Annotated in this window: 26 protein-coding genes; 24 read left to right on the top strand and 2 right to left on the bottom strand. The window is 65.9% G+C overall.

The window, feature by feature from the left end; genetic code table 11:
• The 24 genes from J2851_RS16895 to J2851_RS16780 form a co-directional block, all read left to right on the top strand.
• On the top strand, positions 1-591 hold a 591-nt coding region (locus J2851_RS16895; protein WP_246500713.1), incomplete at its 5' end, for an EF-Tu C-terminal domain-related protein.
• Positions 592-1,044: 453 nt separating this feature from the next.
• Positions 1,045-1,353: a 30S ribosomal protein S10 gene (gene rpsJ / locus J2851_RS16890; protein ID WP_014241039.1), complete on the top strand. Its 309-nt coding sequence runs from the start codon at positions 1,045-1,047 to the stop codon at positions 1,351-1,353.
• Between the two features lie 61 nt (positions 1,354-1,414).
• Complete coding sequence (gene rplC, locus J2851_RS16885; protein WP_209767543.1) at positions 1,415-2,125, top strand: 50S ribosomal protein L3; 711 nt, start codon at positions 1,415-1,417, stop codon at positions 2,123-2,125.
• A gap of 5 nt (positions 2,126-2,130) precedes the next feature.
• Entirely contained in the window at positions 2,131-2,751 is a 621-nt protein-coding gene (gene rplD, locus J2851_RS16880) for a 50S ribosomal protein L4 (protein ID WP_209767542.1), read from the top strand.
• Positions 2,748-3,065: a 50S ribosomal protein L23 gene (locus J2851_RS16875; protein ID WP_209767541.1), complete on the top strand. Its 318-nt coding sequence runs from the start codon at positions 2,748-2,750 to the stop codon at positions 3,063-3,065. Before rplD ends, J2851_RS16875 begins: the two co-directional genes overlap by 4 nt.
• Before the next feature lie 16 nt (positions 3,066-3,081).
• Entirely contained in the window at positions 3,082-3,909 is an 828-nt protein-coding gene (gene rplB / locus J2851_RS16870; RefSeq protein WP_209767540.1) for a 50S ribosomal protein L2, read from the top strand.
• Between the two features lie 12 nt (positions 3,910-3,921).
• Complete coding sequence (gene rpsS / locus J2851_RS16865) at positions 3,922-4,200, top strand: 30S ribosomal protein S19 (RefSeq protein ID WP_014241034.1); 279 nt, start codon at positions 3,922-3,924, stop codon at positions 4,198-4,200.
• Between the two features lie 3 nt (positions 4,201-4,203).
• Positions 4,204-4,599 (top strand): 50S ribosomal protein L22, encoded by a 396-nt coding sequence (gene rplV, locus J2851_RS16860; RefSeq protein ID WP_209767539.1) that lies wholly within the window; start codon positions 4,204-4,206, stop codon positions 4,597-4,599.
• A gap of 1 nt (position 4,600) precedes the next feature.
• Positions 4,601-5,380 carry a 30S ribosomal protein S3 gene (gene rpsC / locus J2851_RS16855; protein ID WP_209767538.1) on the top strand — a complete coding sequence of 260 codons (780 nt, stop codon included), beginning with the start codon at positions 4,601-4,603 and terminating at the stop codon, positions 5,378-5,380.
• A 12-nt stretch (positions 5,381-5,392) separates the two neighbouring features.
• On the top strand, positions 5,393-5,824 hold the full coding sequence (gene rplP, locus J2851_RS16850) for a 50S ribosomal protein L16 (RefSeq protein WP_209767537.1): 432 nt from the start codon (positions 5,393-5,395) through the stop codon (positions 5,822-5,824).
• On the top strand, positions 5,821-6,027 hold the full coding sequence (gene rpmC / locus J2851_RS16845; protein WP_209767536.1) for a 50S ribosomal protein L29: 207 nt from the start codon (positions 5,821-5,823) through the stop codon (positions 6,025-6,027). The genes rplP and rpmC overlap by 4 nt, the downstream gene beginning before the upstream one ends.
• A 12-nt stretch (positions 6,028-6,039) precedes the next feature.
• Positions 6,040-6,294: a 30S ribosomal protein S17 gene (gene rpsQ / locus J2851_RS16840; RefSeq protein WP_209767535.1), complete on the top strand. Its 255-nt coding sequence runs from the start codon at positions 6,040-6,042 to the stop codon at positions 6,292-6,294.
• Between the two features lie 17 nt (positions 6,295-6,311).
• Positions 6,312-6,680 carry a 50S ribosomal protein L14 gene (rplN, locus tag J2851_RS16835; protein ID WP_085555126.1) on the top strand — a complete coding sequence of 123 codons (369 nt, stop codon included), beginning with the start codon at positions 6,312-6,314 and terminating at the stop codon, positions 6,678-6,680.
• Complete coding sequence (rplX, locus tag J2851_RS16830) at positions 6,677-6,997, top strand: 50S ribosomal protein L24 (protein WP_209767534.1); 321 nt, start codon at positions 6,677-6,679, stop codon at positions 6,995-6,997. Before rplN ends, rplX begins: the two co-directional genes overlap by 4 nt.
• Positions 6,998-7,007: 10 nt before the next feature.
• Complete coding sequence (gene rplE, locus J2851_RS16825) at positions 7,008-7,550, top strand: 50S ribosomal protein L5 (protein ID WP_209767533.1); 543 nt, start codon at positions 7,008-7,010, stop codon at positions 7,548-7,550.
• 19 nt (positions 7,551-7,569) lie between these two features.
• Positions 7,570-7,875: a 30S ribosomal protein S14 gene (rpsN, locus tag J2851_RS16820; protein ID WP_209767532.1), complete on the top strand. Its 306-nt coding sequence runs from the start codon at positions 7,570-7,572 to the stop codon at positions 7,873-7,875.
• A gap of 13 nt (positions 7,876-7,888) precedes the next feature.
• The gene (gene rpsH, locus J2851_RS16815; RefSeq protein WP_209767531.1) at positions 7,889-8,287 is read left to right on the top strand and encodes a 30S ribosomal protein S8; all 399 of its coding nucleotides are present in this window, start codon (positions 7,889-7,891) and stop codon (positions 8,285-8,287) included.
• Between the two features lie 13 nt (positions 8,288-8,300).
• Positions 8,301-8,834, top strand: coding sequence for a 50S ribosomal protein L6 (rplF, locus tag J2851_RS16810; RefSeq protein ID WP_209767530.1), 534 nt, complete (start codon positions 8,301-8,303; stop codon positions 8,832-8,834).
• A gap of 8 nt (positions 8,835-8,842) precedes the next feature.
• Positions 8,843-9,205, top strand: coding sequence for a 50S ribosomal protein L18 (gene rplR, locus J2851_RS16805; protein ID WP_209767529.1), 363 nt, complete (start codon positions 8,843-8,845; stop codon positions 9,203-9,205).
• Positions 9,206-9,217: 12 nt separating this feature from the next.
• Positions 9,218-9,799, top strand: coding sequence for a 30S ribosomal protein S5 (gene rpsE / locus J2851_RS16800; RefSeq protein ID WP_209767528.1), 582 nt, complete (start codon positions 9,218-9,220; stop codon positions 9,797-9,799).
• A gap of 2 nt (positions 9,800-9,801) precedes the next feature.
• Positions 9,802-9,993 (top strand): 50S ribosomal protein L30, encoded by a 192-nt coding sequence (gene rpmD / locus J2851_RS16795; RefSeq protein WP_209767527.1) that lies wholly within the window; start codon positions 9,802-9,804, stop codon positions 9,991-9,993.
• A gap of 4 nt (positions 9,994-9,997) precedes the next feature.
• Positions 9,998-10,483, top strand: coding sequence for a 50S ribosomal protein L15 (gene rplO / locus J2851_RS16790; protein ID WP_209767526.1), 486 nt, complete (start codon positions 9,998-10,000; stop codon positions 10,481-10,483).
• Positions 10,484-10,603: 120 nt separating this feature from the next.
• Positions 10,604-11,944: a preprotein translocase subunit SecY gene (secY, locus tag J2851_RS16785; protein ID WP_209767525.1), complete on the top strand. Its 1,341-nt coding sequence runs from the start codon at positions 10,604-10,606 to the stop codon at positions 11,942-11,944.
• Positions 11,944-12,591, top strand: a complete 648-nt coding sequence (locus J2851_RS16780; protein ID WP_209767524.1) for an adenylate kinase — start codon at positions 11,944-11,946, stop codon at positions 12,589-12,591. Before secY ends, J2851_RS16780 begins: the two co-directional genes overlap by 1 nt.
• Before the next feature lie 95 nt (positions 12,592-12,686).
• Here the strand turns inward: J2851_RS16780 and J2851_RS16775 are convergent, their stop codons facing one another.
• Together J2851_RS16775 and J2851_RS16770 are read right to left on the bottom strand one after the other, a co-directional pair.
• Positions 12,687-13,433 (bottom strand): FadR/GntR family transcriptional regulator, encoded by a 747-nt coding sequence (locus J2851_RS16775; protein ID WP_209767523.1) that lies wholly within the window; start codon positions 13,431-13,433, stop codon positions 12,687-12,689.
• A gap of 94 nt (positions 13,434-13,527) precedes the next feature.
• Positions 13,528-14,442, bottom strand: a complete 915-nt coding sequence (locus J2851_RS16770; protein ID WP_209767522.1) for a DMT family transporter — start codon at positions 14,440-14,442, stop codon at positions 13,528-13,530.
• Positions 14,443-14,505: the final 63 nt, after the last annotated feature.

The raw sequence follows: 14,505 nt of genomic DNA, 5'->3' as shown, positions 1-14,505 counted from the left end.
TACATCCCGCAGCCGGAGCGTCCGAAGGACCGTCCGTTCCTGATGCCGATCGAGGACGTGTTCTCGATCTCCGGCCGCGGCACGGTGGTGACCGGCCGCGTGGAGCGCGGCATCGTCAAGGTCGGCGAGGAAGTCGAGATCGTCGGCCTGAAGGCGACGGTGAAGACCACCGTGACCGGTGTGGAGATGTTCCGCAAGCTGCTCGACTCGGGCGAGGCGGGCGACAACATCGGCGCGCTGCTGCGCGGCACCAAGCGCGAGGACGTGGAGCGCGGCCAGGTTCTGGCCAAGCCGGGCACGATCACCCCGCACACCACCTTCAAGGCCGAGGCCTACATCCTGACCAAGGAAGAGGGTGGCCGCCACACGCCGTTCTTCACCAACTACCGCCCGCAGTTCTACTTCCGCACGACGGACGTGACGGGCATGGTGAAGCTGCCGGAAGGCACCGAGATGGTGATGCCGGGCGACAACATCTCCATGGAGGTCGAGCTGATCGCCCCGATCGCCATGGACGAGGGCCTGCGCTTCGCCATCCGCGAGGGTGGTCGTACGGTCGGCGCCGGCGTCGTCGCCTCGATCATCAAGTAAGTCGCGTTGCGGGAAGGGAGTCGGCGCAGGCCGGCTCCCTTTTTCGCATCCGCGGGACAAATCCGAAGGGCCATAGAGCCCGCCGTCGTCAATCCGCCATCTCTCTGTCACAGGAGGGAAAATGTGGGTTGACACCAAGGCGGCTTGGGCCTACACGTTACGCCCTCTGGAATTAAGGGTTGGTGGTAGGCACGTCCGGCCTAGACGCAGCCCGATGACGAACGGCATCGCGGGATAGAACCGCGCTCAGGTGCTGCCAGGAACATCCGTCCGCATGGAAATGCGGGGGATGTTCTTTTTCGTATCGGCCGTCAATTCGGATCGGATGACCCGCTGCCCGCCGCTTCGGTGATCGGCGCAGGGTTACCTGCCGCTGCCGGTCCCCGGGGACAGGTTTTGGGGTACCGGTGGCGCGTTGGCGTCACCGAAACGAGGTGCAAGGGACGTTTGGACATGGACAGCCAGAACATCCGCATCCGCTTGAAGGCGTTTGACCATCGCGTGCTCGACCAGTCGACCAGCGAGATCGTCAACACCGCAAAGCGGACCGGTGCTCGGGTGCGGGGGCCGATCCCGCTGCCGACGCAGATCGAGAAGTTTACCGTGAACCGCTCGCCGCACGTCGACAAGAAGTCGCGCGAGCAGTTCGAGATCCGCACCCACAAGCGTCTGCTCGACATCGTCGACCCGACGCCCCAGACGGTGGACGCGCTGATGAAGCTCGACCTTGCCGCTGGTGTGGATGTCGAGATCAAGCTCTAAAGTCGTTGCTGTTGAGGGACCTCTCCCTCTGAGGATGTCCCTGGTCAGGAGATAAAGAACAATGCGATCCGGTTTGATCGCGCAGAAAGTCGGCATGACCCGCGTCTTCACGGACGACGGGACGCACGTGCCGGTGACTGTGCTGAAAGTCGACAGCTGCCAGGTCGTCGCCGTTCGCACCGAAGAGAAGGATGGCTACACCGCCGTTCAGCTCGGTGCCGGCGCCATCAAGGTGAAGAACGTCACGAAGCCTGAGCGCGGGCATTTCGCCAAGGCGCGCGTGGAGCCGAAGCGCAAGCTGGTCGAGTTCCGCGTTCCCGCCGACGCGCTGATCGAGGTTGGCGCCGAACTGTCGGCCGCGCACTTCGTCCCGGGCCAGTTCGTCGACGTCACCGGCACCTCCATCGGTAAGGGCTTCGCCGGTCCGATGAAGCGCTGGAACTTCGGTGGTCTGCGCGCAACGCACGGCGTGTCGGTGTCGCACCGCTCGCACGGTTCGACGGGTAACCGCCAGGACCCCGGCAAGGTCTTCAAGAACAAGAAGATGGCCGGTCACCTCGGCGACGAGAAGGTCACGGTTCTGAACCTGAAGGTCGTGTCGGTCGACGAGGACCGCGGCCTGATCTTCCTCAAGGGCGCCGTTCCGGGCGCCGAGGGCGCTTGGCTGCGCATCCGCGACGCGGTGAAGAAGAAGGCTCCGGAAGGTCTGCCGTTCCCCGCCGGCATCAAGGCTGCCCCGGCCGCCGAGGCCGCCGCCGAGCCGCAGGAGTGATGGCCATGAAGGCGACCATTAAGAACCTGAACAACGAGACCGTCGGCGAGATCGAACTGTCCGACGACGTCTTCGGTCTCCCGTCCCGCACCGATCTCCTGGCCCGCATGGTCAACTGGCAGCTGGCCAAGCGCCGCGCCGGTACGCACAAGACCAAGACGATCAGCGAGATCTCCGGCACCGGCAAGAAGCCGTACCGGCAGAAGGGCACCGGCCGCGCCCGCCAGGGCTCGATGCGCTCCGCGCAGTTCCGCGGCGGCGCGACTATCTTCGGCCCGGTCGTCCGCTCGCACGAGCACGACCTGACCAAGAAGGTCCGCAAGCTGGCCCTGAAGACCGCGCTGTCCACCAAGGCCGCGGAAGGCAAGCTCGTGGTCCTCGACGCCGCTTCGGCGGAGTCGCACAAGACCAAGGACCTGGCTGCCCGCCTCGCCACCCTGGGCCTGTCCTCGGCGCTGATCATCGACGGGTCGAACCTGAACGAGAACTTCGCTCGGGCTTCGCGCAACATCCCGCTGATCGACGTGCTGCCGGAGCAGGGCGCCAACGTCTACGACATTCTTCGCCGCGACACGCTGGTCCTGACCCGCAACGCGGTCGAGCAGCTGGAGGCTCGCCTGAAATGAGCAAGCAGTCGAAACCTGCGGTGAGCCAGGAGCGGATGTACGACCTCATTCTGGCTCCGGTCATCACCGAGAAGTCGACGATGGCTTCGGAGCACAACCAGGTCACGTTCCGCGTTCCGCTGTCGGCCACCAAGCCGGAGATCAAGGCGGCGGTCGAAGGGCTGTTCAACGTGAAGGTGACCGCGGTCAACACCCTGATCGCCAAGGGCAAGACCAAGCGCTTCCGCGGCACCATCGGTCGTCGCTCGGACATCAAGAAGGCCGTCGTGACCCTCGCCGAGGGGCACAAGATCGACGTGACCACGGGCATCTGAGCGGGAGTGTGATCCGATGGCTCTGAAGCAATACCGCCCGATTACGCCGTCGCTCCGCCAGCTGGTCATCGTCGACCGCTCGGAGCTGTGGAAGGGCAAGCCGGTCAAGTCCCTGACCCAGGGTCTGACCAAGTCTGGTGGCCGCAACAACACCGGCCGCGTCACCGCGCGCCGGATGGGCGGCGGTCACAAGCGCGTCTACCGCCTGGTGGACTTTAAGCGCCGTAAGTTCGACGTCCCGGCCGTTGTCGAGCGGCTGGAGTACGACCCGAACCGTACGGGCTTCATCGCCCTGATCAAGTATCAGGACGGCACCCTCTCCTACATCCTGGCGCCGCAGCGCCTGAAGGTGGGCGACACGGTGGTGTCGGGCGAGAAGGTCGACGTGAAGCCCGGCAACGCCATGCCGCTGAAGAACATCCCGGTCGGTTCGGTCGTGCACAACGTCGAACTGAAGCCCGGCAAGGGTGGTCAGCTGGCCCGTTCGGCCGGCACCTACCTGCAGCTGGTCGGCCGTGACGGCGGCTATGCGCAGCTGAAGCTCCCCTCGGGCGAGCTGCGCATGGTCCGCGGCGAGTGCATGGCCACGCTGGGCGCCGTGTCCAACCCGGACCAGATGAACACCAACCTGGGCAAGGCCGGCCGCAACCGGTGGCTCGGTGTCCGTCCGTCGGTCCGCGGCGTCGCCATGAACCCGATCGACCACCCGCACGGTGGTGGTGAGGGTCGCACCTCGGGCGGCCGTCACCCGGTCACCCCGTGGGGCAAGCCGACCAAGGGCAAGAAGACGCGTCACAACAAGAAGACGGACGGCCTGATCCTGCGCCGCCGTCATTCGAAGTAAGGAGGTCGGACGATGGCACGCTCCGTTTGGAAGGGCCCGTTCGTCGACGGCTATCTGCTGAAGAAGGCGGACAAGTCCCGCGCCTCGGGCCGCAACGAGATCATCAAGATCTGGTCGCGTCGTTCGACCATCCTGCCGCAGTTCGTGGGTCTCACGTTCGGCGTCTACAATGGCCACAAGTTCCTGCCGGTTCTGGTGACCGAGAACATGATCGGCCACAAGTTCGGTGAGTTCGCTCCGACGCGCACCTTCTACGGTCACGCGGCGGACAAGAAGGCGAAGAGGAAGTAAGCCATGGGCAAGCCCTCCAACCCCAGCCGCATCGCGGAGAACGAGGCCCTGGCCTCCAATCCGATGATCCGCACCAGCCCGCGCAAGCTGAACCTCGTCGCCCAGCTCATCCGCAACATGGACGCGAGCCGCGCCGTGGCCGAGCTGACCTTCTCCAAGCGCCGCATCGCCGGCGAGGTGAAGAAGGTCCTCCAGGCCGCGATCGCGAACGCCGAGAACAACCATCAGCTGGACGTTGACCGGCTGTACGTCTCCTCGGCGACCGTCGGCCGCGCTCTGGTGATGAAGCGCTTCCACGCCCGCGCCCGCGGTCGCGGCGCCCGGGTCGAGAAGCTGTTCTCCAACCTGACGATCATCGTGCGCGAGCGCGACGCCGCCGTTGCCGAAGGGGCCGAGTAAGATGGGTCAGAAAGTCAATCCGATCGGGCTGCGCCTCGGCATCAACCGGACCTGGGACAGCCGTTGGTTCGCCAAGCGCGACTACGCCAACATGCTGCATCAGGACCTGAAGCTGCGCGGCTATCTGCAGGGCCGCCTGCAGCAGGCCGGCTGCTCGCGCGTCGTCATCGAGCGTCCGGCCAAGAAGGCCCGCGTCACCATCCACTCGGCCCGTCCGGGCGTGGTGATCGGCAAGAAGGGCGCGGACATCGAGAAGCTGCGCGGCGAACTGTCGAAGATGACGGGTGGTGAGGTCAGCCTCAACATCGTCGAGATCCGCAAGCCGGAGATCGACGCCCGCCTCATCGCCGAGAACATCGCCAGCCAGCTGGAGCGCCGCGTCGCCTTCCGCCGCGCCATGAAGCGCGCGGTGCAGTCGGCCATGCGCCTCGGCGCCCAGGGCATCCGCATCAACTGCTCGGGCCGTCTCGGCGGCGCCGAGATCGCTCGCCTCGAGTGGTACCGTGAGGGCCGCGTTCCGCTGCACACGCTGCGTGCGGACATCGACTACGGCACGGCCACCGCGAAGACCACCTACGGCACCTGCGGTGTCAAGGTGTGGGTCTTCAAGGGCGAGATCATGGCGCACGACCCGATGGCCCAGGACAAGCGCATGGGCACCGAGCCGGTGTCGACCGATGGTGAGCCGCGTCGCGAGCGTCGCGAGCGTGGCGACCGCGAGGAGCGTGGGGGCCGCGGCCGCGGCGACCGTGACCGCTCCGAGCGCGCTGACCGCGAGTAAGGGGCACGAGCGATGCTTTCTCCGAAGCGTACCAAGTACCGCAAGGCCCACAAGGGCCGCATCCACGGCAACGCGAAGGGCGGCACCCAGCTGAACTTCGGCGCCTTCGGCCTCAAGGCCCTGGAGCCGGAGCGCATCACGGCCCGCCAGATCGAGGCGGCCCGCCGCGCGATCACGCGCGCCATGAAGCGTCAGGGCCGCGTGTGGATCCGCGTGTTCCCGGACCTGCCGGTCTCCACCAAGCCCGCCGAAGTCCGCATGGGTTCCGGTAAGGGCACGCCCGAATACTGGGCGGCGCGCGTCCATCCGGGCCGCATCCTGTTTGAGCTGGACGGCGTTCCGGCCGATGTGGCAAAGCAGGCGTTCGCCCTGGCGGCCGCCAAGCTGCCGATCAAGACTAAGCTGGTGACCCGCCTCGGCGGCGGTGAGGAGGTGGCGGCATGAAGTCCGTCGACGTTCGCGCGAAGAGCACCGAGGAGCTGAACGATCAGCTCCTCCAGCTCAAGAAGGAACAGTTCAACCTGCGCTTCCAGCGGGCCTCCGGCCAGCTGGAGAACACCGCGCGGGTGCAGGTCGTGCGTCGCGACATCGCGCGCATCAAGACGGTCCTCGGCGAGCGTTCGCGCTCGGCCGAAGCCGGCAAGTAAGGAGGGCTACCAATGCCTCGCCGCGTTCTGCAGGGCACGGTGGTCAGCGACAAGGGCGACAAGACGGTTACCGTCCTGGTCGAGCGCCGCGTCATGCACCCCGTGTACAAGAAGTTCATTCGTCAGTCGAAGAAGTACGCCGCCCACGACGAGGGCAACCAGTTCAAGGTCGGCGATACCGTTTCGATCATCGAATGCCGCCCGATCTCCAAGCGCAAGCGCTGGACGGTCGTGCTCGAGTCCGCCGCCACTGGCGGCGCCGCGTAACGGAAAGGTACTGAACCATGATCCAGATGCAAACCAACCTGGAAGTCGCCGACAATAGCGGGGCGCGCCGGGTGCAGTGCATCAAGGTGCTTGGCGGGTCCAAGCGGAAGGTTGCCACCGTGGGCGACGTCATCGTCGTCTCCGTCAAGGAAGCCATTCCGAAGGGCCGCGTCAAGAAGGGCGACGTGCATCGCGCCGTCATCGTCCGCACCGCGAAGGAACTGCGCCGGGACGACGGATCCGCGATCCGCTTCGACCGCAACGCCGCCGTGCTGATCAACAAGCAGGGCGAGCCGATCGGCACCCGTATCTTCGGGCCGGTCACCCGCGAGCTGCGCGGCAAGAAGTTCATGAAGATCATCTCGCTGGCGCCGGAGGTGCTGTGATGGCCGCGAAGATCAAGACCAAGGACAAGGTCGTCGTTCTGACCGGCAAGGACAAGGGCAAGACCGGCGAGGTGATCAAGGTCATCCCGGCGGAAGGCCGTGTCGTCGTGCAGGGCGTCAACGTGGTGAAGAAGCACCAGCGCCCCAGCGCCCGCTCGCAGGGCGGCATTGTCGAGTTCGAGGCGCCGATCAACGTCTCGAACGTCGCCCACATCGACCCCAAGGACGGCAAGCCGACCCGCGTCGGCTTCAAGATCCTTGAGGATGGCCGCAAGGTGCGTGTCGCCAAGCGGTCCGGCGAAGTTATCGACGTGTGAGGACCGGACCATGGCTGCACGTTTGAAGGAAATCTACGACTCCAAGATCCGCGCCGCGCTCAAGAGTGAGTTCGGCTACAAGAACGACCTCGAAGTTCCGCGGATCGAGAAGATCGTCATCAACATGGGTGTCGGCGAGGCTGTCGGCGACTCCAAGAAGATCCAGAACGCGGTGAGCGAACTCACGGCGATCAGCGGCCAGAAGCCGGTGGTCACCAAGTCGCGCAAGTCCATCGCGCAGTTCAAGCTGCGTGAGGGCATGGCGATCGGCTGCAAGGTCACGCTCCGGCGCGACCGCATGTACGAGTTCCTGGACCGCCTGGTCACGATCGCGTTGCCGCGTGTCCGCGACTTCCGCGGCATCCCCGGCAACAGCTTCGACGGCCGTGGCAACTACGCCATGGGCGTCAAGGAGCAGATCATTTTCCCGGAGATCGACTACGACAAGATCGATCAGATCCGCGGCATGGACATCATTTTCGTCACCTCGGCGAAGACCGACAAGGAGGCCAAGGCTCTCCTGAAGGCCTTCGACATGCCGTTTGTGGCCTGATTGGCTGGAGCACGACCCCATGGCTAAGACCAGTGCCATCGAGAAGAACAAGCGCCGCACGAAGTTGGTGAAGCAGTATGCCAACAAGCGCGCTCGTCTGAAGGCCATCGCCTCCGACCGTTCCCTCCCGCCGGAAGAGCAGTTCGCCGCCCGCCTGAAGCTGGCCGAAATGCCGCGCAACTCCTCGAAGGTGCGCATCCGCAACCGCTGCGAAATGACCGGCCGTCCGCGGGCGTTCTATCGCAAGTTCAAGCTGTCCCGCGTCACCCTCCGTGAACTGGCCTCCACCGGCCAGATCCCGGGCATGGTGAAGTCGAGCTGGTAAGGAGGGTCGGAAAATGTCTTTGAGCGATCCGCTCGGCGATATGCTGACCCGCATCCGCAACGGTCAGCACGCCCGCATGTCTGTTGTGGAGAGCCCGGCGTCCAAGCTGCGCTCCAACGTGCTCGAGGTCCTGAAGCGCGAGGGTTACATCCGCGGTTATTCCGAGGAGGATGTCCGCCCCGGCGTCAAGAACCTGAAGATCGAGCTGAAGTATCACGAAGGCGAGCCTGTCATTAAGCAGATCGCCCGCGTGTCGAAGCCCGGCCGCCGCGTCTATTCGAAGATCACCGATCTGCCCCGCGTCTTCAACGGCCTGGGCATCTCGATCCTCTCCACGCCGCGCGGCGTGATGTCGGACAACGAGGCCCGCGCCGCCAACGTCGGCGGTGAAGTCCTCTGCCGCGTGTTCTAAGGGGGACCCTTCGATGTCGCGCATTGGAAAGCATCCCGTGCCGGTCCCGGCTGGTGTTGACGTCGCCGTCAACGGCCAGCAGGTGACGGCCAAGGGCAAGCTGGGTTCGCTCAGCCTGACCCTCATCGACGACATCACGGCCAAGCTGGAAGACGGCAAGGTCGTGGTCGCCCCGGCCAACGACGGCAAGCGCGCCCGCGTCATGTGGGCGACCTCGCGGACGCTGATCAACAACATGGTCACGGGCGTCAGCCAGGGCTTCACCATCAACCTCGAGATCAACGGCGTCGGTTACCGCGCGGCCGTGCAGGGCAAGGAGCTGGTCATGCAGCTCGGCTTCTCGCACGACGTGAAGTACCCGATCCCGGAGGGCATCACCATCAAGTGTGACAAGCCCACCGCGATCTCGGTGTCGGGCTTCGACAAGCAGAAGGTCGGTCAGGTCGCCGCGGAGATCCGCGGGTGGAAGAAGCCGGAGCCCTACAAGGGCAAGGGCATCAAGTACACGACCGAGACCATCCTCCGCAAGGAAGGCAAGAAGAAGTAAGGTCCGCCATGCTCAAGCCAAAGCAACTCCACGAGCGCCGCAAGCAGCGCGTGCGCGCGCAGATTGCCAAGAAGGCCGGCGGGCGGGCTCGCCTTTCGGTTTTCCGGTCCAATCTGCACATCTACGCCCAGATCATCGACGACGAGAACGGCCGTACGGTCGCCTCCGCCTCCTCCGTGGAAAAAGAGCTGCGCGAGCAGCTCAAGCACGGCGGGAACGTCGAAGCCGCCAAGAAGATCGGCACGCTCATCGCCGAACGCGCCAAGGCGGCGGGCGTCACCGAGGTCGTGTTCGACCGTGGTGGCTACATTTACCACGGCCGGGTCAAGGCCCTGGCCGACGCCGCCCGCGAGGGCGGGCTGTCGTTCTAAGGAGGCTCCGAAATGGCACGTGAACGAGGCGAGCGGAGCGACCGTGATCGGCAGCCGCGCGAGCGCGATCGGGAAGAGAGCGAGCTGATCGAAAAGCTCGTCGGCATCAACCGCGTCGCCAAGGTTGTGAAGGGCGGCCGTCGCTTCGGCTTCGCCGCCCTGGTGGTGGTCGGCGACGGCAAGGGCCGCGTCGGCGTCGGTTCGGGCAAGGCCCGCGAGGTTCCGGAGGCCATCCGCAAGGCCACCGACCAGGCGAAGCGCGGCATGATCCGCGTTCCGCTGCGCGAAGGCCGCACGCTGCATCATGACTCCAACGGCCACTTCGGTGCCGGCAAAGTCGTGCTGCGCACCGCCCCGGCCGGTACCGGCATCATCGCCGGCGGCCCGATGCGCGCGATCTTCGAGGCCCTGGGCGTGCAGGACGTGGTGACGAAGTCCATCGGCACCTCGAACCCGCACAACATGATCAAGGCGACCTTCGACGCCCTGTCGCAGGTTTCCAGCCCGCGCAGCGTCGCCGCCCGTCGTGGCCGTCGCGTCAGCGACATCCTCGGCAAGCGCGAAACCGGCGCCGCCGGTGCGCAGGAGGCTTGATCATGGCCGAGAAGAAGACCGTCATCGTCACCCAGACCGGCAGCCCGATCGGTCGCAAGCACGACCAGCGCGAGACGCTGATCGGTCTGGGTCTCAACAAGCTGCACCGGACCCGCGAGCTGGAGGACACTCCGGCCGTGCGGGGCATGATCGCCAAGGTCGCGCACCTGGTCCGCGTCGAGAACGAGGGCTGAACCCATGACGAAGCTGAACGATCTCCGGGACAACCCCGGCGCCCGCAAGGCCCGCATGCGCGTCGGCCGCGGTATCGGCTCGGGCAAGGGCAAGACCGGCGGCCGCGGCGTGAAGGGTCAGACCTCGCGCACCGGCGTCGCGATCAACGGCTTTGAAGGCGGCCAGATGCCCCTTCACCGCCGCCTTCCGAAGCGCGGTTTCCGCAACATCTTCGCGAAGGAATATTCGGTGGTGAACCTGGGCATGATCCAGAAGGCCATCGACCTCGGCAAGCTCGACGCCAACCAGACCATCGACGCGGTGGCCCTGGAAGCGGCGGGCGTCACCGGCAAGGTGGCCAAGGACGGCGTCCGCCTGCTCGCCAAGGGCACGCTGACGACCAAGGCCAGCTTCACCGTCGCCGGCGCCTCCAAGTCGGCGCTGGAAGCGGTTGAGAAGGTGGGCGGCAGCGTCACGCTGACCGGTTCCGCCGCCGAAGCCGCCGAGTGATTGGATGAGCCCGCGCTTGCGCGCGGGCACCGTCCGGCACTAAATACAGCGTAGTTGCGAGGGGCGGCCTGCAGTGTGCAGGACCGCCCCGTTCGCACGTTAGGGACAGGGATACGACCCATGGCATCAGCGGCCGAGCAGCTTGCCGCGAACATTAACTTCGGCGCGTTCTCCAAGGCGACCGAGCTGAAGAAGCGGATCTGGTTCACCCTTGGTGCCTTGATCATCTACCGCCTGGGCACCTACATCCCGCTTCCGGGCGTCAACCCGCAGATCCTGGCCGACATCTTCCGGCAGCAGGGCGGGGGCATCCTCGGCATGTTCGACATGCTGGCCGGCGGTGCGCTGAGCCGCATGACGATCTTCGCTCTGAACATCATGCCGTATATTTCGGCCTCCATCATCGTGCAACTCCTGACCGCGGTGTCGCCGCAGATGGAAGCGCTGAAGAAGGAGGGCGAATCGGGCCGCAAGAAGCTGAACCAGTACACGCGCTTCGGCACCGTCCTGCTTGCCACGGTCCAGGCCTATGGCCTTGCGGTCGGGCTGGAGGCGATGAGTGGATCGCACGGAGCCGCGGTCGCCGATCCGGGGGTGTTCTTCCGCGTCGCCACGGTCATCACGCTGGTTGGTGGCACGCTTTTCCTGATGTGGCTGGGCGAGCAGATCACCGCGCGCGGCATCGGCAACGGCATCTCCCTCATCATCTTCGCCGGCATCGTCGCGGAACTGCCGCGCGCGCTGGTCAGCACTTTGGAACTGGGCCGCACGGGCGCGCTGTCGACGGTGTTCATCGTCTTCATGCTGCTGATGGCCGTCGGCGTCGTGTTCTTCATCGTGTTCATGGAGCGCGCGCAGCGCCGCCTGCTGATCCAGTACCCGAAGCGCCAGATGGGCAACCGGGTGTTCGGCGGCGAAGCGTCGCACCTGCCGCTGAAGCTGAACACCTCCGGCGTCATTCCGCCGATCTTCGCGTCCTCGCTCCTGCTGCTGCCGCTGACCGCGGTCGGCTTCGCGGGCGGGGAGGGGCCGGAGTGGCTGCAGACGGTGTCGCGCTACATCGCGCACGGTACCCCGTTGTATATGCTGCTTTATTCGGCGCTGATCGTCTTCTTCTGCTTCTTCTACACCGCCATCGTGTTCAACCCGGCCGAGACCGCGGAGAACCTGCGGAAGTACGGTGGCTTCATCCCCGGCATCCGTCCCGGCAAGAACACGGCCGACTACATCGACTATGTGCTGACCCGTCTGACGGTCATCGGCTCGGCGTACCTTGTGGCGGTTTGTCTCTTGCCCGAAATCCTGATTTCGCAGCATTCCGTTCCGTTCTATTTTGGCGGCACCAGCCTGCTGATCGTGGTCACGGTCACCATGGACACGGTCGCGCAGATTCATTCCCATCTGCTGGCCCACCAGTACGAAGGGCTGATTAAAAAAGCGAAGCTTCGGGGGAGAAAGTAATGAATCTCATTCTGCTCGGACCGCCGGGCGCCGGGAAGGGGACCCAGGCGCGCCGTCTCGAGGACACGCGCGGGCTCGTCCAGCTTTCGACGGGCGACATGCTCCGCGCGATGGTCGCCGAGGGCGGTCCTCTGGGGCAGCAGGCGAAGGACATCATGGCGGCCGGCAAGCTGATGCCGGACGAACTGATGGTCCAGATGATCGCCGAGCGCATTTCCAAGCCGGACGTCACGAACGGCTTCATCCTCGACGGCTTCCCGCGCACGGTCGCCCAGGCCGAGGCGCTGGACAAGATGCTGGCCGACAAAGGGCTGAAGCTCGACCACGTCATCGAGATGAAGGTGGTCGACGACATCCTGGTGGAGCGCATCACCGGTCGCTACACCTGCGCCAAGTGCGGCAAGGGCTATCACGACACGTTCGAGAAGCCCAAGGTTGAGGGCGTGTGCGACGTCTGCGGCAGCACGGAGTTCAAGCGCCGTGCCGACGACAACGCCGCGACGGTGACGACCCGGCTGGCCCAGTACCACGAGCAGACCGCGCCGATCCTGCCGTATTATCGGGACCGTGGCGTCCTGAAGACGGTGGACGGCATGGCCGAGATCGACGACGTGACGAAGCAGATCGAGGCGCTCCTCGCCGCGTGACGCGGCGGGGAACCCACGTCTGAGAACGAAAAAGCCGCAGGCTCGTTCGGGCCTGCGGCTTTTTATTTCTGGGAAAGGCGGAAAGGGAAGGGCGGTCAGCCGGGCGGGGTGGCGATTTCCTCGGCCTTCCGGCGCATATCGTTGTAGCGGTCGAGTACCCAGCCGAGATGGGCGGTCGCCGCCACGGACGCGGCGTCGGCGTCGCGGCGCTGAATCGCCTCGTAGATGGCGCGGTGATGGTCGATCATCAGCGCCTCCTTGCCCAGCGCGAAGGGCTCGGTGTGGTGGTACTCCATCATCTGGCCGAGGATGTCGCGGATGGTGGCCAGCAGGTGCAGGTAGACCGGGCTGCCGGCCGCCTGGGCGACGGCGAGGTGGAAGTCCATGTCGTCGGCCGCCTGCTTGCCGTCGCGGCCGGTCTGGCCCATGGCGGTCAGGATGTGGCCGATGTGCTCGATCTGCTCCGGAGTCGCGCGCTCAGCCGCGCGGCGGGCGGCCCAGCTTTCCAGCGCCTGGCGGATCTCGACGAGGTCGCAGAGGTTCGCGTGCTTGACCCGCACCATCTCCGTCAGAGCACCGTCCATGGCGCCGGCCGAGGACACCACGCGGGTGCCGCCGCCCTGGACGGCGGTGAGGAAGCCCTGGGTCTTCAGTTTCTGGAGGGCGGCGCGCACGGACACGCGGCTGACGTGCAGCTGTTCGGCCAGCTGGCGTTCGCCGGGCAGGCGCTCGCCGGGGACCAGCTCGCCGCGGGCGATCCGTTCCAGCAGCTGTTGCGCCACCCATTCGGAAATGCGTTGCGACGAAGCGGGGACGTGGAGGTTCTCTTCACCTTCGGACACGGAGCAGTCCCCTTCATAAGCAAACAGTCATGGGTCGTACCCGACTCGGATGGAGCGCGTCAACGGCCATCCGCGCGCGGGCGATTGCAGGACGTCATCGGCTCCCGCGGCGGGCCATCAGGATGCCGGCGAGCACGATCAGGGCGCCGATCGCCTGAAGCAGGCCGAGCGGCTCGTCCAACAGGATCCAGGCCAGAATCGCCGCCGCCGCCGGCTGAATCAACAGGCTGACGGAGGAAAAGGCGGCGGGCAGGTGGGCCAGCGCGTAGGCGATCAGGCTCTGGCCACCGGCGTGGCTGAACAGGGCGAGCCCGAGCAACACCGCCCAGCCGTACGCAGTGCCGGCCACCAGGCTTTCGCCCGACAGCATGGCGACGGGCAGCAGGGCCACGCCCGTGACCACGCCGCTCCAGGTCATGATGGTGGCGGTCGAGAACTCGGCGCGCAGCCGGCCGACGGACAGGATGTAGCCGCCGTAGAACAGCGCGGTCAGCATGCCCAGCGCGTCGCCGAACAGATGCTCCGGGCTGAGTTGCAGGCTCTGCCCCATCAGCACGACGGCGCCGCCGATGGACAGGACGAGGCCGAGGACGAAGGTGCGCGAGAAGCGCTCCTTGAACACCAGCCAGGACACCAGCGTGACGAAGATCGGTGCGAAGTTGGCCAGCAGCGTGGAGTTGGCGACCGACGTGTATTTGATCGACCAGTGCCATGCGGTGAGGTCGCCCGCGAAGAACAGGCCGGCCGCCGTCAGCCGCGCGTAGTCGGAGACGGAGGACGGGCTGCGGGTGCGCGCGCCACGCTTGGGCTCCAGCGCCATCCAGGCCCAGAGGACCGGCACCGAGAAGCCCAGGCGCCAGAAGGCCGTGGCGGTCGGCCCCAATTCGGACAGACGGACGAAGATCGGCGAAAAGGCGATGCCGATCGCACCCGTCAACAGGGCGATCAAGGCAATCCGCTGCGCGGCGTCGACGCGCGCGGCGGAGGCGAGGGTGCTGGCGTCCGTCATAGCGCTGTTATAGCGGTCGCAACCTGTGGGCGCCAACGGCCCCGCCGCATGGCACGTCTGCAA

It is taken from the genome of Azospirillum rugosum (genome assembly GCF_017876155.1).
In the GTDB taxonomy this organism is placed as follows: Bacteria; Pseudomonadota; Alphaproteobacteria; order Azospirillales; family Azospirillaceae; genus Azospirillum; species Azospirillum rugosum.
This window is presented reverse-complemented; position numbering and strand designations above follow the sequence as displayed.